This window comes from Dyadobacter sp. HNCC25DJ184 (assembly GCF_056895215.1).
Window position 1 is genome coordinate 305864 of the sequence record NZ_JBXHAQ010000006.1, and the last position, 26848, is coordinate 332711.

General features: G+C 42.6%; 22 protein-coding genes. 15 read left to right on the plus strand and 7 right to left on the minus strand.

Features of this window, described 5'->3' with window-relative positions:
- The first annotated feature begins 104 nt into the window (after window positions 1-104).
- From AC1XUD_RS11920 to AC1XUD_RS11945, 6 genes are all read left to right on the plus strand, one after another.
- Entirely contained in the window at window positions 105-878 is a 774-nt protein-coding gene (locus AC1XUD_RS11920) for a 3-ketoacyl-ACP reductase (protein WP_483361225.1), read from the plus strand.
- Window positions 879-1096: 218 nt separating this feature from the next.
- Window positions 1097-2338: an MFS transporter gene (locus AC1XUD_RS11925; protein WP_483361226.1), complete on the plus strand. Its 1242-nt coding sequence runs from the start codon at window positions 1097-1099 to the stop codon at window positions 2336-2338.
- Between the two features lie 421 nt (window positions 2339-2759).
- The gene (locus tag AC1XUD_RS11930) at window positions 2760-3137 is read left to right on the plus strand and encodes a DUF3244 domain-containing protein (RefSeq protein ID WP_483361227.1); all 378 of its coding nucleotides are present in this window, start codon (window positions 2760-2762) and stop codon (window positions 3135-3137) included.
- Window positions 3138-3476: 339 nt separating this feature from the next.
- Window positions 3477-3854 (plus strand): DUF3244 domain-containing protein, encoded by a 378-nt coding sequence (locus AC1XUD_RS11935; protein ID WP_483361228.1) that lies wholly within the window; start codon window positions 3477-3479, stop codon window positions 3852-3854.
- A gap of 338 nt (window positions 3855-4192) precedes the next feature.
- Complete coding sequence (locus AC1XUD_RS11940; RefSeq protein WP_483361229.1) at window positions 4193-4570, plus strand: DUF3244 domain-containing protein; 378 nt, start codon at window positions 4193-4195, stop codon at window positions 4568-4570.
- A 372-nt stretch (window positions 4571-4942) separates the two neighbouring features.
- The gene (locus AC1XUD_RS11945; protein ID WP_483361230.1) at window positions 4943-5347 is read left to right on the plus strand and encodes a hypothetical protein; all 405 of its coding nucleotides are present in this window, start codon (window positions 4943-4945) and stop codon (window positions 5345-5347) included.
- A gap of 72 nt (window positions 5348-5419) precedes the next feature.
- On the opposite strand, the gene AC1XUD_RS11950 is transcribed toward AC1XUD_RS11945, so the two are convergent.
- Window positions 5420-6040 (minus strand): alpha/beta hydrolase, encoded by a 621-nt coding sequence (locus AC1XUD_RS11950; RefSeq protein ID WP_483361231.1) that lies wholly within the window; start codon window positions 6038-6040, stop codon window positions 5420-5422.
- A 100-nt stretch (window positions 6041-6140) separates the two neighbouring features.
- Window positions 6141-7085, minus strand: a complete 945-nt coding sequence (locus tag AC1XUD_RS11955) for a ring-cleaving dioxygenase (protein ID WP_483361232.1) — start codon at window positions 7083-7085, stop codon at window positions 6141-6143.
- Between the two features lie 215 nt (window positions 7086-7300).
- Between AC1XUD_RS11955 and AC1XUD_RS11960 the strand changes: the two genes are divergently transcribed.
- The 5 genes from AC1XUD_RS11960 to AC1XUD_RS11980 all read left to right on the plus strand — a co-directional run bounded on the left by AC1XUD_RS11960 (window position 7301) and on the right by AC1XUD_RS11980 (window position 14092).
- Window positions 7301-8407, plus strand: a complete 1107-nt coding sequence (locus AC1XUD_RS11960) for a Gfo/Idh/MocA family protein (protein WP_483361233.1) — start codon at window positions 7301-7303, stop codon at window positions 8405-8407.
- 223 nt (window positions 8408-8630) lie between these two features.
- A complete protein-coding gene (locus tag AC1XUD_RS11965) occupies window positions 8631-9110 on the plus strand; it encodes a Dps family protein (RefSeq protein ID WP_483361234.1) in 480 nt (159 codons plus the stop codon).
- Between the two features lie 140 nt (window positions 9111-9250).
- Window positions 9251-10171, plus strand: a complete 921-nt coding sequence (locus AC1XUD_RS11970; RefSeq protein ID WP_483361235.1) for an SMP-30/gluconolactonase/LRE family protein — start codon at window positions 9251-9253, stop codon at window positions 10169-10171.
- Between the two features lie 551 nt (window positions 10172-10722).
- On the plus strand, window positions 10723-13116 hold the full coding sequence (locus tag AC1XUD_RS11975; protein WP_483361236.1) for a TonB-dependent receptor: 2394 nt from the start codon (window positions 10723-10725) through the stop codon (window positions 13114-13116).
- Between the two features lie 10 nt (window positions 13117-13126).
- Window positions 13127-14092, plus strand: coding sequence for a DUF4249 domain-containing protein (locus tag AC1XUD_RS11980; protein ID WP_483361237.1), 966 nt, complete (start codon window positions 13127-13129; stop codon window positions 14090-14092).
- A gap of 92 nt (window positions 14093-14184) precedes the next feature.
- On the opposite strand, the gene AC1XUD_RS11985 is transcribed toward AC1XUD_RS11980, so the two are convergent.
- Together AC1XUD_RS11985 and AC1XUD_RS11990 are read right to left on the minus strand one after the other, a co-directional pair.
- A complete protein-coding gene (locus tag AC1XUD_RS11985; protein WP_483361238.1) occupies window positions 14185-15780 on the minus strand; it encodes a RagB/SusD family nutrient uptake outer membrane protein in 1596 nt (531 codons plus the stop codon).
- Between the two features lie 26 nt (window positions 15781-15806).
- The gene (locus AC1XUD_RS11990; protein WP_483361239.1) at window positions 15807-18983 is read right to left on the minus strand and encodes a SusC/RagA family TonB-linked outer membrane protein; all 3177 of its coding nucleotides are present in this window, start codon (window positions 18981-18983) and stop codon (window positions 15807-15809) included.
- A gap of 465 nt (window positions 18984-19448) precedes the next feature.
- Here AC1XUD_RS11990 and AC1XUD_RS11995 point away from each other — a divergent pair, with 465 nt between their 5' ends.
- The 3 genes from AC1XUD_RS11995 (at window position 19449) to AC1XUD_RS12005 (ending at window position 21043) form a co-directional block, all read left to right on the plus strand.
- A complete protein-coding gene (locus tag AC1XUD_RS11995) occupies window positions 19449-19856 on the plus strand; it encodes a hypothetical protein (protein WP_483361240.1) in 408 nt (135 codons plus the stop codon).
- A 68-nt stretch (window positions 19857-19924) separates the two neighbouring features.
- Entirely contained in the window at window positions 19925-20614 is a 690-nt protein-coding gene (locus AC1XUD_RS12000; protein ID WP_483361241.1) for a DUF421 domain-containing protein, read from the plus strand.
- 27 nt (window positions 20615-20641) lie between these two features.
- Window positions 20642-21043: a DUF1398 family protein gene (locus AC1XUD_RS12005; protein ID WP_483361242.1), complete on the plus strand. Its 402-nt coding sequence runs from the start codon at window positions 20642-20644 to the stop codon at window positions 21041-21043.
- Between the two features lie 140 nt (window positions 21044-21183).
- Here AC1XUD_RS12005 and AC1XUD_RS12010 read toward each other — a convergent pair whose 3' ends face one another.
- Window positions 21184-22209: a threonine aldolase family protein gene (locus tag AC1XUD_RS12010; RefSeq protein ID WP_483361243.1), complete on the minus strand. Its 1026-nt coding sequence runs from the start codon at window positions 22207-22209 to the stop codon at window positions 21184-21186.
- Window positions 22210-22516: 307 nt separating this feature from the next.
- Between AC1XUD_RS12010 and AC1XUD_RS12015 the strand changes: the two genes are divergently transcribed.
- Complete coding sequence (locus AC1XUD_RS12015) at window positions 22517-23344, plus strand: glycosyltransferase family 92 protein (RefSeq protein WP_483361244.1); 828 nt, start codon at window positions 22517-22519, stop codon at window positions 23342-23344.
- A 457-nt stretch (window positions 23345-23801) separates the two neighbouring features.
- Here the strand turns inward: AC1XUD_RS12015 and AC1XUD_RS12020 are convergent, their stop codons facing one another.
- Together AC1XUD_RS12020 and AC1XUD_RS12025 are read right to left on the minus strand one after the other, a co-directional pair.
- Window positions 23802-25712 (minus strand): S9 family peptidase, encoded by a 1911-nt coding sequence (locus AC1XUD_RS12020; protein WP_483361245.1) that lies wholly within the window; start codon window positions 25710-25712, stop codon window positions 23802-23804.
- A 197-nt stretch (window positions 25713-25909) separates the two neighbouring features.
- A complete protein-coding gene (locus AC1XUD_RS12025; protein ID WP_483361246.1) occupies window positions 25910-26785 on the minus strand; it encodes an AraC family transcriptional regulator in 876 nt (291 codons plus the stop codon).
- Window positions 26786-26848: the final 63 nt, after the last annotated feature.

The window sequence follows — 26848 nt, forward strand, 5'->3', positions numbered from 1 at the left end:
TTAGTAAAAAATAATATCCAAGCCCCTAAAGTTAATATTTTACAGCAGCCGAAAGCCGAAGTAAAAAAACTAAAAGCTAACACCTTAAACCTAATAGCCAAAAAATGAAAAAGAAAACAGCACTGATAACTGGTGGTAGTCGCGGAATTGGTCTGGGTATTGCAAAAGCGCTGGCCCGGGAAGGTTACGACCTTGCGATCAACGGTGTCAGACCGGAAGAAAACACTGCCGATACGCTGAATGAATTGCGGGAACTTGGCGCGAAAGTAGTTTATTGCCAGGGAAGCATCGCGGACGCAGCTGATCGTGAGCACATTGTAAAAACAGCATATGACGCTTTTGGGCAAATAAATGTACTGGTAAATAACGCCGGTATAGCCCCTCGTCAACGACTGGATATACTTGAGACAAGTGTCGATAATTATCGTGAAGTGGTTCAAACGAATATGGAAGGCCCTTTTTTTCTGACTCAAAGTATTTCAAAGCGTATGGCAGCAGATAAGCAGCAAGATGTTGACTTTGAAGGCTCTATCATTTTCGTTACTTCTATTTCTGCCACAGTTGCATCTATTAACAGAGGTGAATATTGTATTTCAAAAGCCGGACTCGCGATGACTAATTTGCTCTTTGCTGTACGAATGGCCGAATATGGCATTCCTGTATTCGAAATCAGACCGGGCATTATTGCCACGGATATGACATCCAAAGTGCAGGAAAAATACGATAACCTGTTCGCAGGAGGCATCGCGTTGCAACCACGGTGGGGAACTCCGGAAGATGTCGGCAAGGCAGTAGCATCGCTCACACGCGGTGATTTTCCATACTCGACGGGTCAAGTGATCGGCGTTGATGGGGGGATGCTGATCGACAGGCTTTAGGGTGGTCACGTTTTGTCTTAGATGGTCAGGAACTGGTCAGTTTTTCTTTAATCGCTGACCGAAAGCTCGGAGTCGAAAGCCGATGTTATTTTAGTGATGGTCGTGCCGTGTGCACCAATAACGATTTATGTAGAAATGCTAAGTCAAACTGGCATATATAGATTGACAAAAGTTTTGTTTTCAGCTTTTTAAGGAGGTTTCCTAACCCATATCCCGATATGTCAATATCCGAAAAGTCTAATCCGTCGTTGCTTTCTCAACTCCTGCAGGTTCCGGTAATAGTAGCCGCGCTTGGCTATCTGGTTGATATGTACGACCTTTTTCTGTTTAGTGTCGTGCGCGTGCCCAGTCTTAAAGCGCTCAACATTCCAGACGATCAGTTGCTGACGGAGGGCATTACTTTGCTCAACAGCCAGATGGCAGGAATGTTGATCGGTGGTGTTTTGTGGGGCATATTGGGCGATAAACGCGGTAGGCTTTCGGTGCTTTTCGGCTCCATTATTATGTATTCTCTGGCGAATATCGGCAACGGCTTCGTAACGGATATGACCCAATACTCCATCTTGCGTTTCATTGCGGGCGTTGGTCTGGCAGGAGAATTAGGTGCCGGAATCACGCTGGTAACAGAGGTTTTGCCAAAAGAGATCCGCGGGTTTGGAACGACGTTAGTTGCCACCTTGGGGGTATTGGGAGCTATTTTAGCCTACTTTGTTGCTGATATGTTTGAGTGGCGCGTCTCCTATTTTGTTGGTGGTGGAATGGGATTGCTCCTGCTCATTCTTCGATTCAATGTATTTGAATCGGGAATGTTTCAAAGTGTGAAAGACCGCTCCGTTGATCGTGGAAATATTTTGATGATATTGACAAACTCAAAACGGTTTGGCAAATATCTGCTGGCCATTTTAGTCGGTCTGCCCATATGGTTTGTGGTTGGTATCCTGATCACCTTCTCTCCGGAATTTGGTATTGCGAAAGGAGTGGAAGGAATCAATGCAGGAAAGGCTGTAATGCTCGCATTTTCCGGACAAGTTTTTGGGGATATTGCCAGTGGTTTGCTAAGTCAGTATCTGAAAAGCAGACGAAAGGTGATCGGCATCTTTATCGGACTGTCGCTCATCATGATGACCGCATATCTTTTATTCCCGATGAATAGTACCTTATCGTTCTACATTATCGTTGCCATGCTCGGTTTCTGCAACGGGTATTGGACATTGTTCATCACCATTGCCGCAGAATTGTTCGGCACAAACCTTCGTGCTACCGTCGCGACCACCGTTCCAAACTTCGTTCGAGGTGCAACGATACCACTCGCAGCACTTTTTGTCCACTTCAAGCCGGACTTGGGGGTGATCCACAGCGGACTATTACTAGGTCTTGCAACATCAGCTCTGGCTTTGGGAGCACTCTATTTCCTGGAAGAGACTTTCACCAAAGACATGAATTATGTGGAAAAAGAATAGCTGTCATAGAACTATATGTCAGGCATGGAAAGGGGTTGTGGCGGCATGTCATAAGTGGTCAGTTGTTGTTAAAGTGTAGTCATGGCTTGTTACATAATTGCTTAAATTTCAGAGATCTGTATAAGGGATTGTATGGCAAAAGCCCTCTCAGTTCGCGTTGAGAGGGCTTTTCGATCAATTGATGCGTCAATACTGTCCGGCCAACCCTAACCCATATATTCACTCGCTCGTCATCCGAGACCCTGGCTCGCTCCACCATTCACTCATTTACTCATTCAAAAATTCACTCGTTCTTTACCCGCACCACTCATGTAACATATTCAACCATTCATGTACTTTGTATAACATAGTACCTGTGATAGCATATATATTTGTCATGTTCTTTTAGTTACTCAAACAGAAAAATAAATCACTTTTAGCCATGAAAAATTTAATCAATACTTTCGCCATCGCCGTTGCTATTTTTACATCTGCAACCGTTGCTGTTCACGCAGAAGATAAAGAAACCAAAAAGTCAACCTTTGCCACTGGAATCTATGTTAACAAAGCAGGTAGAGTCAATATAGCTGTCGAAAAATCGGGAGCGGCTACACCAACCACTTTACTGTTGAGAAATGAAAAAGGAGAGATCATCTACAGCGAAAATTTCAGTAAAAAGATTACCAAATTTGGAAAACAATTAAATGTAGATGATCTGAACCCAGGTCAATATCAGGTTGAAATCATCAGCAATGGTGTGAAAGAAACCAAAACATTGCAGCTTTCCGAAAATGTGGAACGTGAGATATCCATCAAGTAAGACTACTCATCAACCGACTAAAAACCAGTAAATATATTGCCCAGGAGCCTTCCCAAATACTTTGAGAAGGCTCTTCTTCTATATAATGACTATCCGAATTATTCGGCTGAATATCTCCATTCGGCGTTTTCGAGGCCGGAAACAATCACTCATCCACTCATTCGCCCATTCTCATATTCGTCTTCAGCGCCCCCGGCCTATTCACTCATTTTACCACCCCGCCACTCATCCAACTGAAATCACCATTCATGTACTTTGTATAACATAGTACCTGTGATAACATATATATTTGTCATGTTCTTTTAGTTACTCAAACACAATAACAAATCACTTTTAGCCATGAAAAATTTAATCAATACTTTCGCCATCGCCGTTGCTATTTTTACATCTGCAACCGTTGCTGTTCACGCAGAAGATAAAGAAACCAAAAAGTCAACCTTTGCCACTGGAATCTATGTTAACAAAGCAGGTAGAGTCAATATAGCTGTCGAAAAATCGGGAGCGGCTACACCAACCACTTTATTATTAAGAAATGAAAAAGGGGAGATCATATACAGCGAAAATTTCAGTAGAAAGATTACCAAATTTGGAAAACAATTAAATGTAGATGATCTGAACCCTGGTCAATATCAGGTTGAAATCATCAGCAATGGTGTGAAAGAAACCAAAACATTGCAGCTTTCCGAAAATGTGGAACGTGAGATATCCATCAAGTAAGACTACTCATCAACCGACTAAAACCAGTAAATATATTGCCCAGGAGCCTTCCCAAATACTTTGAGAAGGCTCTTCTTCTATGTAATGACCATCCGAATTATTCGGCTGACTATCTCCATTCGGCGTTTTCGAGGCCGGAAACAATCACTCATTCACTCATTCGCCCATTCTCAGATTCGTCGTCAGCGCCCCCGGCCCATTCACTCATTTTACCACCCCGCCACTCATCCAACTGAAATCACCATTCATGTACTTTGTATAACATAGTACCTGTGATAACATATATATTTGTCATGTTCTTTTAGTTACTCAATCACAATAACAAATCACTTTTAGCCATGAAAAACTTAATCAATACTTTCGCCATCGCCGTTGCCATTTTTACATCTGCAACCGTTGCTGTTCACGCAGAAGATAAAGAAACCAAAAAGTCAACCTTTGCCACTGGAATCTATGTCAACAAAGCGGGAAAAGTCAATGTACTTGTTGAAAAATCAGGCGCAGCTACTCCCACCACTGTTTTGTTGAAAAATGAAAAAGGTGAAATTCTTTACAGCGAAAACGTAAGTAAAAAGGTTACCAAGTTCGGAAAGCAATTGAACGTGGACGATCTGAACCCTGGTCAATATCAGGTTGAAGTAATCAGCAACGGCGTGACAGAAACCAAAACATTGCAGCTTTCCGAAAATGTGGAACGTGAGATTACGATTAAATAAGATCGTCAGTTAAGCAGCCAAACGCATGAAAACAGGAATCCGACATAAGACCTTCTCACCAGTTTTGAGGAGGTCTTTTGCTTTCTCACCTACAGTCGTTCGCAAAAAAATATGGATTTTATTTCTGACCAATGTTACCCTCACAAACCATAAGCCGACTAAGATAGTACACAGGTTCTCCTGACACGGTTACCGATCAGAAATCCAATACACTGAAAAACAGATATTTACAAAAAAATTAACACAAACATCAATTAAACTGAAAACCAAAGGTTTCACCAGAAAGGAGGTAAGCTATGAACAGATATTAAGACAACATTTTACCTATTACTTTGAAATTAATCATCTATTAGCCAACAAATTATTTACGTCATGAAAACTTTAATTTTTTCAGCAATAATGAGCTTATTGCTGGTTTCATCAACTTTCTCTCCTGCAAACGCAGACAAAAAATCAAGAAAAGAGCGCCGGGAAATGCTCAGAAGTGCATCCAGTTTCAGCACTACGATGTTTATAAACAAGGACAACAAATTGAATGTGCTGGTCTTTAAGTATGGCATTCCAACGAGAACAATCGTTTCGCTGCGTGACAAAGGTGGCAATTACATCTATAGAGAGTATGTAGACGCCAACAGAGATAAATTCGGAAAAGTAATGGTTTTGAACGAACTCGATTATGGTACCTATACGGTTGAAGTTACCGCAAACGATGTGACAGAAAAAAAGACAATTTCCATTTCTGAAAAGACCAGCGAACGTATACTAGCCTTGAATTAATTAAACCATATTGAGGGGAAATACGCAAAAAACAGGCTGGCCAAACGACCAGCCTGTTTTGATTACAGTCAACTAAGCAAGAATCTGATTCACAAAATCTATTTCATCTTCATTAATACTATGTCCGAAGTTCTTATATAATCTCACAGTCGTCTCTGCTCCCATTCGCTTAAAAACTTCGCCGCTTTCTACTACCCGTTCCTTCGGAATATGGGAGTCAATATCACTACATCCTAAAAATACAGGCGTGCCGTCGAAAGAACCTTCATAATTGCGCGGAGTTCCCGGAGGACCGATCAATCCTCCACTTAATCCAAACACGCCACCATATTTACCCGCGTTTCGGGCAACATACTCCAATGCCAGGCAGGCTCCCTGCGAAAAGCCAAGAAAGTATATCCTGTCCTTACTCAAGCCATAATCAGCAATAAGACGATCCACGATCTCGCCAATTACCTCGAGACCAGATGAAAGTCCCGGCTCGTTCTGATCCATCGGAGCCAGAAAAGAATAGGGATACCAGGTCCCACCAGTTGCCTGAGGAGCCAGATATGCTACTTTTTCAGTTGGGAAATATTGACTAAGACCCAAAATACTATGCGCCGAAGCTCCTCTTCCATGAATCATAATCACCACTTTATCAGCAATATCCACTTGCTGCCCTCCAAAAACCAAACTGTCTGAACTGTGCATCACGTTTATATTTATTTATCTAACTTTTGGTCGGCTGAGTTACATATTGAGCAAGAAAACCCTGTAACTCAGCGTCAACCTCCATTAACTCTGCGTTTAATTATTTCGCCAAAGCAATCAATTGCGGCAAACCAGCTTCGATCCTTTCGCGACGTGGCTCATACCATTCCGGTAATTTTAACGAAGATCCAAGCGTCAGCACATCTTCATCCACCGCAAATCCCGGAGGGTTTGTCGCGATTTCAAACAAAATACCACCTGGCTCTCTGTAATAAATACTGTGGAAATAATTCCTGTCCAGTACCTCGGTTGGGTGATATCCGGTCGTCAACAAATTCTCTCTGATCTCTAACTGACTTTCATCAGAATCAGTGGCAAAAGCGATATGATGTACAGAACCCGCCCCCTGCAACGCACGCACATCATTTGGCGATTTCAAAACATCGACATATGAGCCAGGACCACCGTTTGGAGCCTCAAATCTAAACAAATCTTTTTCCTCGGCAATCAATTTATGTTGCATCACGTCCGTTAAAAGCGAAACGGTGCGGTCAATATTGAACTCGTTTAATGTGGCGGTATAAAATCCTCTCACTGAAAATTCAGCAGGAATTTTGCCGTTGTTCCAGCCTGGTCTTGTATCGTTGCCATTAGCTACCAACTCCACTCCCATCCCATCATAATCTTCAAAACGCAAATAACTTTCGTTGAAACGTTGATAAGGACCCGCATAAGGAATTCCGAACTGGGTCAATCTATCCATCCAATAGCTCAACGAAGCCGTAGGAATTGAAAAAGCGGTATATGTTAACTGCCCTCCGCCTTTGCGTCCTCTTTGAAGACCTGCGTATGGAAAGAATGTCAATATAGAGCCCGGTGAGCCGGTTTCGTCACCGTAGTATAAGTGATACACATCTGGTGCATCAAAATTCACTGTTTTTTTCACCATCCTCAGCCCCAAAACCCCCACGTAGAAATCAACATTTTTCTGAGCATCACTTGCCAATGCTGTAATGTGGTGCAAGCCATTAATGAGCGTTTTCATAAGTTCTGAATTTTATATGTTGTTACATTTAATGTATATACATCTATTTTACAGTGTTAGTTCACGAAGGGAATAAAAAAATCAAAAAAATGATAGTGGGCTATCATGGAGCAGACCATACCTTCGAATTATCTGCCACAACAAGTTAATATATAAGGAGATATATCTGCCCATATCCTTTAATTAACATTTAAACAACTTTAAAACTTTGGCCAATGAACTCCCGTCGTGATTTTCTGCAGATGCTTTCTTTAAGTTTTGGGTTAAGTGCAATAACAGATTTTTCATATGCTGCCGACACATTCCCGTCGTTGCCGGATGACAAGAAGCTGAGAGTTGCGCTGATGGGATTGGGCGGGTATGCTAATATTGTAGCAAAAGCGATGCAGGACTGCAAAATGGCTACGCTGGTTGGCCTTGTGTCCGGAACTCCTTCTAAAATTGACAGCTGGAAACAGAAATTCAATATTCCCGACAAGAACACTTACAACTACGACACGGTCAATCAGATCAAAAACAATCCGGATATCGATATTGTGTATGTAACGACACCTAACTCGCTGCATTACAAGCATGTATTGCAAATAGCGGCGACAGGAAAACATGTGATATGCGAAAAACCATTGGCCGACAATGCGAAACAGGCCAGGGAAATGGTCGAAGTTTGCAGGAAAGCCGGTGTGCGGTTTTATGTTGGATATCGTCTTCATTTTGAGCCCAATACACGCGAGATCATAAGGATGCGGGAAGCTGGGGAGTTTGGAAAAATCATGCATGTTAATAACTACATGGGTTTCAAAATTGGCGACCCGACGCAATGGAGGTTGAAAAAAGCTTTGGCGGGCGGAGGCGCAATGATGGATGTAGGAGTATATTCTCTCAACGGAGCGAGATATGGAACCGGGGAAGAGCCGATTTGGGTAACGGCGCAGGAAACAAAAACGGACCCGGTCAAATTTGCCGAAGTGGACGAAACGATCACGTTCCAACTGGGTTTTCCAAGCGGAGCAATTGCAAACTGTGGCTGTACCTATAACTTTAACAATTCTGAACGTCTGTATATCAATGGTGAAAAAGGTTTTGCAGAACTAAATCCGGCTTTTGGTTATGGACCTATCAAGGGACGAACACATTTGGGCCCGCTGAATTTCCCGGTCATTACCCACCAGACTTTGCAAATGGACGGCCTCGCCGATATCATTCTAAACAATAAACCTGATCCGCATATCACGGGCGAAGAGGGTTTAAAGGATATGATTGTTGTCGATGCGGTGTATGAGAGTATTAGAAAGGGCGGCTGCAAGGTGTTAATTAATCAGTAGTTTGAAAGGAAGAACTTAACCGCAATGGACGCGATAGGTTACGATTGACGCAAGGCTTTGTGATATTAATTAAATCATGGCCCGGAATCTGAACGCAGTTGGCCATTCGAGGGCTGATAATCTTAAAAATCAGATCCTGAGTGAAGCCGACCGCCGAAAGCCCCTGGCATAACATTTGATACTATACGTGAACTGAATTGTTTCACTTTAAATTTCTACGAAAATGGATGCCAAAACAATAAGCCTGAACGAAAAGGACGTTAAACCTGTGGTGGATATGTTGAATGAATACCTGGCAAACTACCATATACATTATCAAAAGTTGAGAGGCTGCCACTGGAATATCAAAGGCCAGAATTTCTTCACGCTGCATGTCAAGTTTGAAGAGCTATATACCAACGCCCAACTGACGATTGACGAGATCGCAGAAAGGGTGTTGACATTAGGAAAGCCGCCTCACAGCCGTTTCGCAGACTATATTGAGGAATCATCCATCAAAGAAATCAACACGATCGGAATGAAAGACCTGGATATGGTCGATGCGATTTTGGACGATATGGCGAAACTTATTGAAATGGAGCGCGACCTGCTGGAAGAAACCGATAAGGCCGGAGACGACGGCACAAATGATATGGTGAACCGTTTTATGCAGTTCAAAGAAAAGAACACCTGGATGCTGCGTTCTTTCGCCGGCAAAAAGTAAATTTAAGACTATATATCAACCGCTTTCCCTTCGCAGGAAAGCGGTTTTTTATTATGATGCAGGCATATCTCTCTTCTAATAAAGTATGTTTAAGTTTTAATTTTCTTTTGAGGGAAATCACTTTGCAAATCAATTATTAAATGCACTATATTCAAAAATCATTCATACAGGGACTTGTTGGCGTTTTCTTATTGACTCCTTCCCTGATTTCAGCTCAGATTATGGACAAAAACGCGATTGTTGCAGAGGGCGCACAGGTAGAAAAACTGGGTGAAGGATATAGTTTCACCGAAGGGCCTGTTCCAGACAAAGACGGCAATGTTTTCTTCACTGATCAGCCCAACAACAAGATCATTCGCTGGGATGCGGAAACGGGTAAATTTTCTGTCTTTTCCGACAAAGCGGGTCGCTCAAACGGTATGTATTTCGATAAGAAAGGAAACCTTGTAACCTGCGCAGACGAAGACAACCAGGTTTGGTCTTTTGACAAAAAAGGGAACCCGACGGTACTTGTTAAAGATTATGATGGCAAACTATTAAACGGTCCGAACGATTTGTGGATCGCGCCGGATGGGGGTATATATATGACCGATCCATTATACAAACGTGATTACTGGAAACGCGACCCCGCCATGCAGCAAGACGGCGAGCACGTATATTATCTAAGCCCGGATCATAAAAAGCTAACCCGCGTAGACGACAAGCTCAAAAAGCCTAATGGAATTATCGGAACCAAGGATGGCAAAAAACTTTTTGTGGCAGATATCGGCGCAGGCAAAACCTATTCATATGATGTTGCGGCAGATGGTACTTTGAAAAACAAAACGCTTTTCGCCCCTATGGGGTCGGATGGTATGACGCTGGACAACGAAGGCAACCTGTATATCACCGGCGACGGTGTCACGGTTTTTGACAAAAAAGGAGAAAAAATCGCGCATTTCCCTATTCACAAGGGCTGGACAGCCAATATCTGTTTCGGTGGTAAAAAACGGGATATGCTATTTATCACTGCTGAAAAGGCAGTTTATGGACTAAAAATGAAGGTGAAAGGGATAAATTGACCCAACCGGCCAATGGCTGGCAAGTATTTGCATTAACGAATTTCAAAGTTCCTCATTTATTCTTTCTCTACGAATTTGAATGAATGGGGAAACTTGATTTTTATAAACTCGGCAACGAAGGAATCGCGTGTGAACATACCGGGGCGACTAAATCAGATTTAAAACAAGGAACTTCCTGATGTAAATATGTTCGGCTTCACTGTTTCGAACCAATGCCATCACAATTATCGGAGATTTAAACTCATAAAACCAGAATCAATCAATCGCCTCATTATCAGCATATTCCGAAAACACAACAGAAAATCTATTCACAAATCTCATTGCGTCACCAAAATTTAGATATACCTAAAATTAAATAGGCATTAAAATACTAAAATCAGACGCTTCTCAGTTAGAGAAATAGTATCCGCGTTCGCACCCCTGGCGTATATATTCAATAAGATTCTGCTTATTAAAATCGTGACCACCTCCGAGGGTCTCTTTACTTTTCCAAACGCCTACCTGAATATGAATTAACAGTCTAATCCAAATCGCCTCCTTACCAGCATAACATGCGCTTTTTACTCACTATCTCATTCTTCTTGACTACCATATCGTGCCTGGCGCAAAAAGAAATTACCATCAGTGGCTTCGTCAAAGAATATGGAAGCCTGGAGCAATTGCCGGGAGTCAACGTATACCTTAAGAATTCTGGCTACGGCACAGTCACCAATACATATGGTTTCTATTCACTCACAGTGCCCGCCTCTCAGGATTCCATAATACTCACCTTCTCATTTGTCGGGTATAACCATCAGAATATTGCGATTGTTTTGACGCAAAATATCCAGAAAGACATCCTTTTAAAAACCGACAATGATCTTGACGAAGTACTCATTTCGGATAAGCGACAGCAGGAGTTTGTCAGCCGGAGCTCGCAAATGAGCAAGATTGAAATTCCGATTGAACAAATCAAAAAGCTTCCGGCCTTTATGGGGGAAAAAGACGTTCTCCGAATTTTACAGCTTATGCCGGGCGTCCAAAAGGGCAGCGAGGGACAAACCGGTCTCTATGTCCGGGGCGGCGGTCCTGATCAAAATCTGATCATTCTTGACGATGCGACGGTCTACAACGCGAGCCATCTTTTCGGCTTCTTTTCTGTTTTCAACAGCGACGCCCTCAAAAGTGTGGAGTTAACAAAAGGAGGATTTCCAGCAAGATATGGCGGTCGGCTTTCTTCCGTTTTGGATATCAATATGAAAGAGGGAAGCAAAGACAAACTACACGGAGAAGGTGGAATCGGCCTGATCTCTTCTCGCTTAACTTTGGAAGGCCCGCTTGTAAAAGGCAAATCGTCGTTCCTGATTTCGGGAAGAAGAACTTATATCGATTTTCTCGCCGCACCGCTGATTGCTCAACAGCAGCAGGGAGAGATCAGCAAGGTCAAGCCAGGGTACTATTTTTATGACCTTAATGCGAAAGTGAACTACGACCTGGGCGCGAAGGATAAATTATATCTGAGCGGATATTTTGGTAGGGACAAGTTCAAAGTTGTAGAGAAAAGCCCTACATCGTCGTCAATTGGAGGGTTGAATTGGGGAAACGCCACTTCTACGCTGCGCTGGAACCATTTGTTCAACCAAAAGCTCTTCATGAACACTTCGGCTATATTCAGCAAATTCAATTTTAATATCGGTGCCTATACCAGAGATGAATATGAGGATCGGACAGATGAATTCAGTCTGGATTACGACAGCCGCATTCGCGATTTGAGTATAAAAACGGATTTTGACTATTATCCCAACACCAGCCATGCGATCAAGTTTGGAGGACAGGCGACCATTCACCGCTTTATCCCTTCAGCTCTGGCTGTGCAAGGTGATTTCACTTCCACCCCTATTGTCCGGACTGTCCAACCTGTAAATACGCTGGAAACCGGGGTATATATAGAAGACACCTGGCAGCCAATTGAACCGTTGAAAATGAACCTGGGTTTTCGGTTGAGTACTTTCCAGACTAAAACGAAGAACTATTTGAGGCCCGAACCTCGCTTTTCATCCGCACTCCGGTTGGCTAAAAACTTCTCTGCAAAGGCATCATATGCCCAAATGAACCAATATATACACTTGTTATCAAACACTGGTCTGGGGTTACCAACTGACTTGTGGGTTCCGACTACGGACAAAATTGCCCCGCAACAGTCCAGACAGGTGGCCATAGGTCTTGCGAAAGATCTGGAAAGACCAGCGCTGAGTATTACACTCGAAGGTTATTACAAGAGAATGAACAATATCATCAGTTATAAGGAAGGATCCTCGTTTTTATCGATAACAGGTGAAAATGCAAACGAACTAACCTGGGAAGAAAACGTAACCGCGGGAAAAGGGTGGTCGTATGGAATGGAATTTCTCATACAACGTAAGATCGGACGTCTTTCGGGGTGGGTTGGATATACGCTTTCCTGGACCAAATGGCAGTTCCCCGAGCTCAATTTTGGCAAAACTTTTTACCCCAAATATGACCGTCGCCACGATCTTTCAATCGTTGGAATATATGAAATCAGCAAGCGGATAACGCTTTCAGCAACCTGGGTATATGGAACAGGAAATGCACTGACATTACCGATATCGGAATTCAGAACGCCAAGAGATCGTTACATCCCAGGAACTTACGATGGCAATCCGCCGGGTAGTTTCTCTGGTCGAAGGTCCAATGAATATGGCGATAAAAATAGTTTCCGCGCCGAGGCATTTCACAGAATGGATATTGCCATTCAATTTCACAAGAAGAAAAAACGTCACGAACGAACCTGGGAATTTGGATTATATAATGCCTATAACCGTCGAAATCCATTCTATTACGATGTCAATACTACCACAGACGGAAATGGTGTGGAGAAAAATGTGCTCCAGCGCTACTCTCTGTTTCCGGTACTGCCGTCTTTCAGTTACAATTTCAAGTTTTAGCATTCCGACCATGAAAATATTAGCCAGACTTGTCATTTTTCTTTTAGCACTGGTCACATTTGCATGCGACTCATTGGTACAGGATGTTGACCTCGACAAATTGCCGTCGACCGACTCCAAATTAGTGGTACAATGCTTCATTTCGCCGCAATCGCCATATATCATCGCCCTTGTTTCAGAGTCCGCACCCTATTTTGCTGAAACTGTAAAAGAAGGAGATTTAATTATCGAAAATGCAATTGTTACGATCAGCGATGGGCAAAACGAAATCCAAATTCCATTCGATTCGGAAACAAGGCTATACACTCTTGATAGTCAACTATTTTCCATTAAAGCCGGGACGAAATATCTCTTAAAAGTAACCGATGGCAAACGGACGATTAACGGCGAGACCACGGTTCCACGTTCCTTGGTTCCATTAAAAGATTTTGACTTGACATATAAAATTGATTCAACCGTGCCTTTGAATACCTATGAATATCCAGAGGTAGATCTAAGAATGCATTGGGACGATATCGCAGGGGAGCCAAATTATTACAGGGTGAGTGCCTTTCTAATATATTCATACAACGGCTACACCTGGGATCCGGATACTCAAACTCTAAGCGTACTTCGAGCGCAGGAAAAGCGAATATTTTCTTGGGATAACGATATCGGTAAAAATGTATTCCAAAGCGATATCAATATTGATGGCACGTCGTTCTCTTCTCCAAGAGGGTATACCTCGGTTGTAAATTCCTATAATGAGATTATTTATGAAGGTAAATCTCTGAAATTCAGGTCAGATACGAAGATCGATCAAGTAAGCATGTCGATTCTCAATACCGATGAAGCTTATTACAAATACCATCGCTCGCTCGAAAACAGTGATAACGATAATCCATTCGCCGAGCCGTCATTGATATACACGAATATGAGTGGAGGACTTGGATGCTTTGCTTCGTATAATATGAGCACTACCGACTACAAACCATAAAAGAATTTGAGCTACTAATGAGTGGAAATACCCTCTTTAGTAGCTTAAATCTTGTAACCCACATTCAGGGCTGGTATTGAATAATCAACACATCACCAGCCTGGGTTTTGGGTCAATGAGGAATTTAGATCTCTTTCTTTTTGTGGAACAGGCCATAAATAGTGACGACTTGCATCAAACACTTTATTGACCCCAATTACTTGAACAGTTGTCAGCGCACCGCTATTATCAGTATAGTTGATGCCATAAATCGGTCCGGGAATGACAGATGCGGCAGTTTTCCAACGACGAATATCGAATAAATGCAGTCCTTCGAATGCCAGCTCCACGGTTCTTTCCCGACGCACGATTTCTCGCAAATCGGCCTGAGACGTCGCAGTAATTGATGGTTGCTTCACATCAGTCCGGCCATTTCTTACAGCGTTGATCGCGCTCAAAACCGTGGCATCCACTTGTCCCAATTCAATTTTTGCTTCAGCATATGTCAACAAAATTTCTGCATAACGCTGAAGAATGATATTGATACCACTATTGGCAGGATTGGCAAAGTCGTCCGTTTGGATATACTTTTTGATATTGAAACCCGTCGTCGAAGCGATATAGGTACTTCCAACAGCATCCGCACTTCCGCTGTTTGGCGCTGGCTTGAAAACTATTCCGCTTGGAAGAATATCTCCATCCAAAAAAACAGAAAATTTCAGACGCGGATCCCGATTAACATAAGGCGTTTCCGGCTTGTAGCCACTTCCTGCATCGGTTATTTTTTTACCTTCAGCTGTTTCATACAAGTCCACAAGATTCTTGGTCGGAACATATGTGCTTTGGCTGTTTTTCTGGCTATATGGTGCCAATAAAACAAAAACATTGATCGGATAGGTATCCTTGATGAACTGACGATCCAACAATACTTCTTTGTTATTTTCAGCTGCATAGCCGAAAAGCTTCTCATATGAATCATTCAGGCCATATATGCCCAGTTTCATCACTTTGTCCGCCGCGTCGGCTGCTTTTTGATATCGGCCAGCAAGCAAATTTGCTCTTGCTGCAAGACCCAACGCTGCTCCTTGAGTAATTCGCCCTCTGTCAGTTGCCGGGTAAGTTGTCGGAAGCAGGGCAGCCGCGTCGGTAAGCTCTTTGTCTATAAAATCCCATATTTCAGAAACGGGATTGCGGGTCAGGCTGCTGGCCTCACTTATCGAAATCGAAGAAGTTACCAAAGGCACGTCTCCAAAAAATGCAGCCAGTTTTAAATATTGATATGCTCGCAATGTCTTCGCCTCCCCTTTCAATTGATTGATAAGTGTAGGATTGGTTGTAGTCACTTTATCTACATTTTCTAAAAAGTAACTCGTCGCACGAATCCCGCGATACGCTCTTCTCCATTCGCCATAGAGTTTAGAGCTAGTCGCATCATATTGCCCAAGCTCTATATATGCCTGAACATCAAATGGTTGATTAGTATGTGCAATTTCCGTAAGTGCATCCCAGGAGACGATATTGGTGCTGTCCAGATCGGTATACAACCCGTTTACAGCTAATTTCGCGTCGGTTTCGTTTCTCCAGAATACATCGACAGAAAGACGGTCATTAGGCACGGTTTCAAGCAAATCCTGGTCGCACGAGACCAGCAAAATGGATGACGCTACGAGCGCTGAAAAGATGATATATTTTAATTTATATGTTTTCATGATAGTTCGAGCTAAGATATTTTCGATCAGAATTGAAGATTTAAACCCATCGTAAACAACCGGGTTTGCGGATAATACACGGCCCGCCCGGACGGAGCTTCAGGATCCAGACTCCATTTTGTCAACTCCGAGATCGTAAAAAGATTGGTACCAGAAACATACACCCTAACCCTGCTAAGATGAATTTTCTGAGTCAAAGTCGATGGGATGTTGTATGCCAGCTGGACGTTTTTCAAACGCAGGTACGATCCGTTCAGAACAAGGCGGTCAGACGTTGCCACGTTTCTCAAATCATACTTAACCGGACGAGGGAAACGTGCATCGGTATGCTCCGGTGTCCAGTAATTATTTGTATAAATCTCGTGCGTAAAACCTTCCTGATTACCCATCTCTGCCAATGCCCCAGCCAAACGTGCGTCTACTTTTGCCGCTCCCTGGAACAGTATATTCAGGTCAAAATTCTTATAAGAGAAATCGCCGTTCGCTCCGAAAGTATAACGCGGAAATGAATTCCCGATATTAGTCATGTCCAGCGCGCTAATCGTTCCGTCACCATTCAGATCCAGGTATTTAACATCTCCGGGCTTAGTATTAGCGGCATAGGTAGCTTTATAGTCCGTAATTTCCTGCTGGGTTTGGAACAATCCATCCGTTTTGTATCCCCATAATGTATTGATCGGCAAGCCTTTTTTGATGATATATCTTGGATCGATATCAGAACCAGTGATATACGGACCGGTTCCCTTCAAGTCCGTCACCATATTCTGATTAATACTCAAATTTCCACCAAAGCTGTAACGGAATCCTGATCTGCCGGGTGCCCCTCGGTAATTCAAACTGAACTCCCAACCTTTATTTTCAACAGATCCTGCATTTTGAGGCGGTGCTGCCAGACCGACCGTGGCCGGAATATCCAGGTTTAAGAGGATATCGTTAGTGAGTTTACGATAATAATCCATCGTAAAATTCAGCCTTTTGTGAAAAAACGCTGCGTCAAGACCTAAATCCAGCTGAGTAGTCGATTCCCAGCCAAGACCCGTGTTTGCCAACGTATTCTGACGATACCCCTGAACCGGCGTTCCTCCGAAACTGTATCCGTTGGCTGTTAAAGAAGCGTAGTAGCTATAAAGATCCACCGATTGATTTCCGGTTTTACCCCACGAACCTCTGAACTTCAAGTCGTTAACAACATTTTCAAGTGGCTCCCAGAAACTCTCCTTTGATATTCTCCAACCGGCTGAGAAAGAAGGGAAAAAGCTATATTGCTTATCACCCGTGAATTTGGAAGAACCGTCATAACGGCCATTAACTTCCAATAGGTATTTACCATTGTAGTCATAGTTAACTCTTCCGAAAAACGATCTCAAGCCATATTGAGCATCACGTCCGTTGTTGTTTTTCGTACCGTCGTTCGCTCCCTGCCCTATGGAACCGATGTCATTATTGTAAAAGCGCTCGCGGTATGCAGTCAAATAAGTCTGCGTATTTCCGATTTGAGAATAACCAACCAAGGCTTTCAGATTATGAATACCAAAAGATTTCTCGTAAGTCAGCAAATTGTTGATTGTATATTCCCGAAGCGTATTCCGGATTTCATACAAACTGTTATTTGCAACAACTTTGGTGATGTTCATATTCTTATCCGTATTGGTATAAGAATTCGTGTAATTCTTCTGCTGCGTATAAAGTCCGCGGCCTGCAAGTTGCGTCGAGAAAGTCAGGCCTTCCAGAATATCAAATTCGCCCTTGATATATCCCGCCAGGTAATCAGTTCTTTGCTTCGACTGACCCCCGATTTCAATAAACATGAGTGGATTGTTTCCCTGCGTACTTAATCCATAGGTTCCGTCAGAATATTTTGGAACAGCCCAAAGTGAGCCGTGGAAGAAGTTGTTTAGAGGGGCGATAACCGTTCCGGTTGATGGATCCGAATTGGTCGTCGGGTTTGCGGAAACATTATTGCGATAGTTCACATCCGCACTGATCCGAATTCTCTTTGAAACAGTATAGTCCGAATTCAACCGGATTTCACCGATTTTGTTACTGAAATTGTCAATTACACCATCCTGATCCTGATAACGAACACTCAATCTTGTTCTCAAAACATCAGTACCACCAGCTACCGATAGCGTGTGGTTTTGCTGTGGCGCTGCGTGTAACAAAGTTTTAAACCAAGTGTTTGGCAAAGGATACTTTTCGCGGTCCGTGGCGTTCACCCAGGTATTTATAGCTTCGTCGGTAAACCTTGCCGGCACTGCCGAACCCGCATTGGTGTAGGCAATTGCCTGCATTTTCATATAGGGCTCCAGATCCATCATCACTGGCACGTTGTTCGACTTCTGAATCGCGTAATATCCGTGATAATCCACCTGAACTTTGCCTCCTTTTGCTCTTTTGGTCGTGATCATCACAACCCCGTTGGTTGCTCGCGAACCATATATCGCAGTCGAAGCGGCGTCTTTTAAAATTGAAACGGATTCAATATCATCCGGGTTGATGTCGCTCAATTGCTGCTCGATGCCGTCAACGATAACTAGTGCATCGTTTTTGCTCATATCGTAGCCACTGGTACTGCTACCATTGATATTAAAAGTAGTAACCCCGCGCACACGAATTGTCGCGTTGGATTTCCCGGGCGAACCCCCAAGATCGGTAACAGCAACACCCGGCATCAAGCCCTGAAATGATTGCTGAATATTCGAAACCGGCCGACGCGCTACATCTGCCCCACTGATCGTCGAAACTGAATTGGTCAGACTGTTCCTCTTCTGAGTACCATATCCCACAACCACAACCTCGTCTAATAAACTTTGTTCTGGTTTTAGCTGAACGTTAATGTTGGTTCGGTTACCTACTGAAACTTCCTCCGCCTTATAGCCGACAAAAGAAAATACCAACACGCCGTCTGCGGCTACATTGATTTGAAATTCACCGCTAGCATTCGTGGATGTACCTAGCCTACTGCCTTTCACAAGGACGTTCACGCCGGGCAATTCTTCCCCTTTTTCATCGGTTACTTTTCCAGATACCTGAATATCGGCTGCTGCCAGTCTTGCCAACGAGATATTCGTTCTTTTTTTCAACGCCTCGTCTGGCAATTTATTCACAATTGATTCTGCATGTGTACCAACACCAACAAGCGTGGCGAGGGACAAATGCATGGCAAATGTGGATAATCGTTTGGTAAACATTATTGATCTCATACTACAAAATTTGGATAGAGTTTTATTAATGGATTAGGAATAAATGCTTGTCGCTGATAAGCGCGCATGAAGGGCGACCGATCGATGATTTGACCAATAAGTAGTAAACAGCGCAAATTGTATTGTATTATTAAAATAAAAGATATAACAAAATAAGGTCCAAAAAAACTTAGATACGATCGAGTATTAAGGAATAATATTTAACCAGATTACCCCAAACGCACCATTCCATCCGAAGTTGGATAAGAGCGACAAAGGTAATAACCTATTATTTATATAGACTATATCAATTAAATATATTTTTAACTAAATCTACTTACACCAGAAGAAGAATCCTATGGTACGGCATCGGGTTGTAAACATGGGCACGCTTTTTGTCTAAGAATGAAATGAGCGAAGGGTTTATCCTTCCTTGCCATATGAGGCGCGTGTTAAATTCTGTCTAAATTTTAACCTGAAACGATCATGAATCTCCCTGAAAATACGTCCGCAGAACCAAGCATGAATCCTGAAAATCAGGATACTAACGAGCCAGACACCGTAATGGAAAGACTGGCAGAATTAAAAGAAAGAGGGTTCACATACGATTTTAACCTTACTGCTCACGCGCTCGAAGTTCATAAGGAAGACGGAGTAATTCTTACCCTTTCCCCGGAGCAGTTCAACATCGTTGAATTTTACAGGTTTGAAGGAATGAGCAATCCTTCCGACACTTCGATTCTATACGCGATCGAGTCGCAGGATGGCGTAAACGGAACACTTTTAAGTAGTTATGGGGTTTATGCTGACGCGATGTCTAATGACATGATCCAAAAGCTTGATACGAGAATGGCAGGTATTATTTTTCCTGATGAAGATGAAACGGGGAAATGAAGCTGTGATACAGAACTTGATTATTGGTATATTTAGAAAAGTAAGAATTATGGCTTCACATAAAATAGATGAAAGAAATTTTTGAATGGGAACGGCTCTTGGTAAATGAGCTCCCTTTAAAATTCCTGTTTGAAGTTATCTTTCGGTCGATGGTGATGTTTTCTGTTGTACTTATCGCACTAAGGGCGACAGGAAAACGAGGAGTTCGGCAATTATCTATTTTTGAAACGGTGATTATCATCGCATTAGGTTCGGCCGCCGGTGACCCGATGTTTTACCATGACGTGGGGCTGTTGCCAGCCTTCGTGGTATTTGCAACCGTGATAGCACTCTACCGCTTTGTTACCTGGCTGACCGGCAAAAGTAAGTGGTTCGAGGTATTAGTGGAAGGAAAAACCGTATGTCTGATAGAGGAAGGTCGTTTTTCAGTTACAACTTTTAAAAAAGAAGTGTTGGCGCAGGACGAATTTTTTTCGGAACTTAGAATACGGGGAGTTGAGCACTTAGGACAAGTCAGAAATGCGTTTCTTGAACCGTCAGGTGAAGTGAGCGTATTTTTTTTTCCGGACGCAAAAGTAAAATTCGGACTACCTATTCTTCCGAAAGCCTTTGAGAAAAAGCATGTTACAATCGACTTTCCAGGAAAATATAGCTGTTCATTTTGCGGGCACACAGATGAATTGACGTTCGGCATAAACGAGTGTCCCGTTTGTAAAAAGAAAGAGTGGGTTGAAGCCATTAACACAATCAGAAATTAAATTAGAATATTCTTATTATTAGCATATATGGAGTTTATTGAATTAACAGAAGAGCTAATCGAATCGGTTGACCAGAAGTCAGCCGGGCTTCCCTACCCACACCTTGTAAAAAATCTGAAAGCAGTGGGGATTGACAATTATGTGGTGAAAGTGGGATCCCAAAAAACTACATATACTGCCAGGAATGGGGAAAAACTGATTGTTCACGGGAAGTTTGAGCCCTTCGAATGTGCAGAAACTTTTGAGTTGGAAAAAGTAAAAGAAGCGATCAAAAAGACCCAGGAGGGCCAGATCGACTATATCACATTCCTGCGGGAAATCGGTGCAGCCGGGATACAGTCCTATGTGGCCGATCTGGAAGGTATGACCATAATCTATCAGGGTCCCAACTCGGAGTATGAGTACGAGGAGTCGATTCCGGTAGTTTAATTGTTTGAACTTTTCAGAAAGTTCAAGTCTTAATAGCCCTTAATTTCTTGACGGTTTTTGATTAAACTATCAGGGGTTAAGAAAAGTCAGGACTTAATGACTGTACCCTTAAATGGTTTAAGAAAAGTAGTATTTAATATCTAACCCGCACGATACAAAACAATCTTTTCCAATAATTCCAAATGCTCATCTGTAAAATCCAGATGCGTTACGAACCTGACCAGATTTTTGCCGAAAGCAGAAGCCAGAATTCCTTTTTTGGACAAATCCTGCACATAATCCCTTTCAGATACCGCTGCGTCCAGCCTTATAATTACGATATTGGTATCTACCGGGAAAATTTCCTGGACTTCCGGAAGTGTTGAAAATATCGCGGCAACTTTCCTTGCACGAACATGATCCTCTATAAGCCGCTCTATATGATTATCAAGCGCATATATACCAGCAGCAGCCAGAAATCCTGCCTGACGCCAGCCTCCGCCCAGTACTTTCCTGAAGCGTCTGGCCTTGGTAACCGATGCTTTTGAACCTAAAAGCAATGAGCCGACCGGACAACCCAAACCTTTGGAAAGGCAGATACTGATCGTGTCAAAGACTTGCCCGTATTGCTCCGTCGTCTCCGGCGTTTCGACCAAAGCGTTAAAAAGACGGGCGCCGTCCAAATGCAGGGGAATTTCATTTGCCACACACACTTCCTTGATTCTTTTTATCTCCTCAAAATCATAAAAAGCACCGCCGCCCTTGTTCATTGTATTTTCCAAAGAAACTAATCTCGTAACGGTCGAATGGATATCGTTCACCGGACTGATCGCCTCTGCGACCTGCGCTGCCGTTAACCTTCCTCTTTCACCATCCAGAAGTTTGACCGATGAAAGGGAATTCATCATAATCCCACCACCTTCATATAAATAGATATGCGAGTATTTATCACAGATTACATCACTCCCAGGCAAGGTATGAACTTTGATAGCCAGCTGATTAGTCATCGTACCAGACGGACAAAACAGCGCATCTTCCATACCAAACAGAGTGGCTGCTTTTTCCTGTAAAGCATTGACCGTCGGATCGTCGCCAAAAACATCATCACCTACCGCAGCACTCCACATTGCTTCCTGCATTCCTCTCGTGGGTCTTGTGATGGTATCACTTCTCAAATCAATGATCATATTGCGTATTTGTCGGTACTGTATTTTTTTAGTGGCTAATTTACTACGCTCTTTTTCATATGTCTACGGCAATTTAAAATTTCCATGAATCGGCTCATTTTATCCTAATATTGTCAAATCGACATCTGCGCTGCAAACGCTTTACCATGCAACTTCGATTGCAAATCGAAGTTAGCCGCCTGCAACCATAACTGCTTAGAAAGGTTTTCAAATATGTACTTCAATATCAAATATTGATGCTGAGTTTATAGTTCTTTCGGCCCTATATCCGTTATTTGGGTCTTAAAATTCATTTTTTTTATTATCAATGCCAGATTTCATTAAATTTTTCCGCTCATTTTTCTCTTCCAAACCTGTTCCGGTAACGTATGATTTGTCGATATGCTGCATTGTAAAAGATGAAGACCAGTATTTTCAGGAATGGATAGAGTATCATAGAAAAATCGGTGTGAAGCATTTTTTTATCTATGATAATGGCAGTAAGACCCCGGTTAGAAATATTCTCGAGAATCTAAATTTACTGCAATATGCCACCGTCACAGAGTTTCCCGGGAAAGCAATGCACGTGAAAGCCTATCAACACTGTCTGAAAAAATATGGGAATACTTCGCAGTGGATAGCTTTCATTGATATCGACGAATTTATTGTGCCTAAAAACGATAGCGGCAACCTTCCTGAATTCTTGAGAGAATATGAAAATTACGGCGGATTGGGTGTAAACTGGTTGATATTTGGCTCAAACGGACATTTGCACCGAACAAATAAACCACAGTTGGAGAGTTTTACGATGCGTTCGGATGAAGAATTTTCGGCAAACAGTCATATCAAAAGTATTGTCCAACCTAAGTATGTAAAATCGGCATTTAAGTCTCATTGTTTTCGCTATACCAATGACAAACAATGTGTTAACGAAAATTTTGTTTCGATTGATGATGCAACTTCTGATATCAGCGTGCAAAAAATTCAGTTAAACCATTATTACTGCAGATCGCTTGAAGAATATCGCGAAAAAATAGAGCGGGGAATCAGCGACACACGAAAAGCCCGGAAGCTCGAAGCCTTTTACTATCATGATGCGGAATCTAATAAGGTGCGTGATGTTACGATATTGGAGATATTGAACAAAGAAAAATAGTGCTTCCGGATATCTTCACCTGACTTGTTATTATTGGTGATTCGCGTTACAAACGCTATACCATGCAACTTCGATTGCAAATCGAAGTTAGCTTGAGCTGAAACCGATTTGTAATCGGTTTTAGCTGGTTAAGCGTTTTTAACGCGATAGATATCCTAGCGAAAACCGAATTTGCAATTGCAGCGGTGATTCGCGTTGCAAACGCTATACCATGCAACTTCGATTGCAAATCGAAGTTAGCTTGAGCTAAAACTGATTTGTAATCGGTTTTAGCTGGTTAAGCGTTTTTAACGCGATAGATATCCTAGCGAAATTTGCAGTCGCAGCGGTGATTCGCGTTGCAAACGCTGTACCATGCAACTTCGATTGCAAATCGAAGTTAGCTTGAGCTGAAACCGATTTGTAATCGGTTTCAGTTGGTTAAGCGTTTGTAACGCGATAAAAGAATAGTCAACCCTCACAAAGTCTCCTTCAGCCACCCAAAAAATTCTCGCTGCCAAACAATCGCGTTTTGCGGATTGAGAACCCAGTGATTTTCGTCGGGGAGATATAGGAATTTGCTTTTGATGCCCTTCAGCTGCACCGCCTGAAATGCCTGCTGACCTTGTTCGATTGGGACGCGATAGTCTTTTCCTCCCTGTATAATAAAAATCGGAGTTTTCCACTGATCAACGAAGTTGCTTGGCGATTGGCTAAAAGACCGTTGCGCCACTTTATTGTTCTTATCCCAATAGCTTCCTCCCTTTTCCCAATTCTCGAAAAACATTTCGTCCGTGGTGCCATACATGCTTCGGAAATCAAAAACACCGTCGTGAGAAATAAAGGTTTTGAAACGGCCGTTATGAATACCTTCTAATGCAAAAACAGAAAAGCCTCCAAAACTTGCGCCTACACACCCTAGTCGCGTTTTGTCAACATAAGGTTGTTTTGATTCCGAATCAATCGCGCTCAGATAATCCTGAATTACCTGACCACCCCAGTCTTTACTCACCTGCTCATTCCAAAGCGTACCATGCCCAGGCATACCCCGGCGATTAGGAGCTACCACGATATATCCCTGCGAAGCTATCAATTGAAAATTCCAGCGGAAAGAATAAAATTGTGTCAATGCGGCCTGCGGCCCACCCTGACAGTATAGCAAAGTCGGGTATTTTTTTGCAGGATCGAAATTTGGAGGATACACAACCCAAACCAACATTTTCTTTCCGTCAGTCGTTGTAACCCACTTTCTCTCGGTCTTGCACATACCGATATCCGAATACATTTTATCGTTCACATGCGTCAACTGCATCAATTGTCCTGAGGATTTATCAACAGAAAAAAGCTCGGTCGCATGATTGATGTCCGTTCTGGAAACGATCATTTTATCACCCGCCTCACCCACAATTCCCGCAATATCAAAATCGCCTTTTGTAATTTGTTCAATGCGAACAGCCATTCTGGTCAGTCCGGGATAATTAACTCTGAAAAGTTGCAAAGTACCGTCGATGGGCGCTGTGAAATAGATATAGCTGCCGTCATCTGCCCATTTAAATCCTTCTACATGAATATCGTCACGCTGAGCCGTCAGGTTTAATGAACTCACACCATTACTTACCACAATATCCTGTTTATCAGCCTCATACCCATCTCTTTTCATTTGAAGCCAGGCCAGCTCACCTTTGGGATTATAGGCAGGAGCTATGTCGTAGCCCAAGTTAAGCTCGGTCAGATTCCTGGTTTTCCCGCTCTCGATATCATATTCATACAGATCCGTGTTGGTACTCACCGCATATGCAGTCCCGGATTTTTTCTTGGTTACATATAGCACGTGCTTGCTGTCCGGATGCCAGATATAGTCTTCATCACCGCCAAATGGTTTTTGCGGACAGTCAAATTTCTCTCCCGCCATGATGTCTTTACCTTCACCTGCTTTCCCATCCGCATATGGAGCCACAAAAACATGCCCAAATTTGCCATCTTCCCAAGTATCCCAATGACGATAATTAAGTGATGTATAAATATATGCATTGGATTTAGCCAGATCCGGATATTTGTCAGCACCTGTCACATTTTCCTCCTTCACATCCTGACTCGAAATGATATACCTCCCATCTGCAGAAATACGGTCGTTCGCCAGATAAGCGTCCGTGTTTTGAATCTCCTGCGCATCTCCGCCAGCAACGGGAATAGCATACAGTTTTCGATTGCTTCTGTTGTCGGCCATATCGATAGTACTCACCGAATAGATCACCTGCTTTTTATCTTTCGATATACCCATACCAGACACCCTACCTAATTTCCAGAGCATCTCAGGGGTTAGATTTGATTGGGCAAAAGTTATAACGGAAAACAATAGAAGGCTGATAATCAGGACATTTCTTTTCATATTAAAGGAGCAGTTATCTACTAGTTGAAGAGATTAATAGTCAAACCAAAGTTGAAATTAATAATTACGTTTCTAATCCGGGCTGTTTTCTCACGGGCGTTAAGTGTTTTTGAACTAAGTGGTCAAGGTATCAATAATGAGTACTGGCACAAGAAAATGTTCGATTTATTTATTGTGAGAAAGCTTGCTCATCTTTCTCAAATACCCTTCCCACCCCTCTCAAGCCTATATTCAGACGGGGTTTGTCCTTTGATTTTTTTAAATGAACGGTTGAAATAGGAGATATTGGAGAAACCGGATTCGAAACCGATTTGCGTAATCGTCAGATCCGACTGTTGCAAAAGTTTGCAGGAAAAACCGATCCTGACTTCGTTTAGAAAATCAGTAAAAGTGCGGCTCGTGAGTGTTTTGAAAAAACGGCAAAATGAGTGAAGCTGCATACCTGCAACAGAAGCCGCCTCTTCAAGCGAAATCTCCTCCCGGAAATTTTGATGTATATAAGATATCGTTTTCGAGACCCTGCCTTCGTTACGTGTAGCGTACGCTGATAAAATACTCGGCTCGCTCAACCATCGGACATCTTCAGGATCAACGAGTTGAGATAATATTTGTAGTACACTGGAAAGCAACGGAATTCCATTCTGACCCAGCATATCTTTCATCAGTTGGGTAATGACCTCCTTTTTTTCTCCTACAACAACCAACCCTCTTTCTGCCTGGATAAAAAATTGCTTCAAAGTATCGGTGTTGATCAAGTGCTTTAATCCTCCTTCAAGCAGATCGGGCTTGACATATAACGCAATGGAAATATCAGGGTTTGGGTTATCAGGTGTCGCACCATTTGAATACCATACATGAGGAACGTTAGGGCCTATAAAAGTCATATCGCCCGGCTCAAAACTCTCTATCGAATCTCCGATTATTCGCTTTCCGCTGCCAGAAACAACATATACCAACTGGCATTCGTCATGAAAATGGAAGTCTGAGGAGAACTGCGGCCGCACAATTTCTCTGATCACAAACGGTCGGATCGTGGTCGTAAAATCGGGCAGAAGTGTGTAGGTGGCTTTCATAACAAATCATTCAAAATACAATGCAAATATAGTACGTAATATTATCAATCAATAATTGGGAAT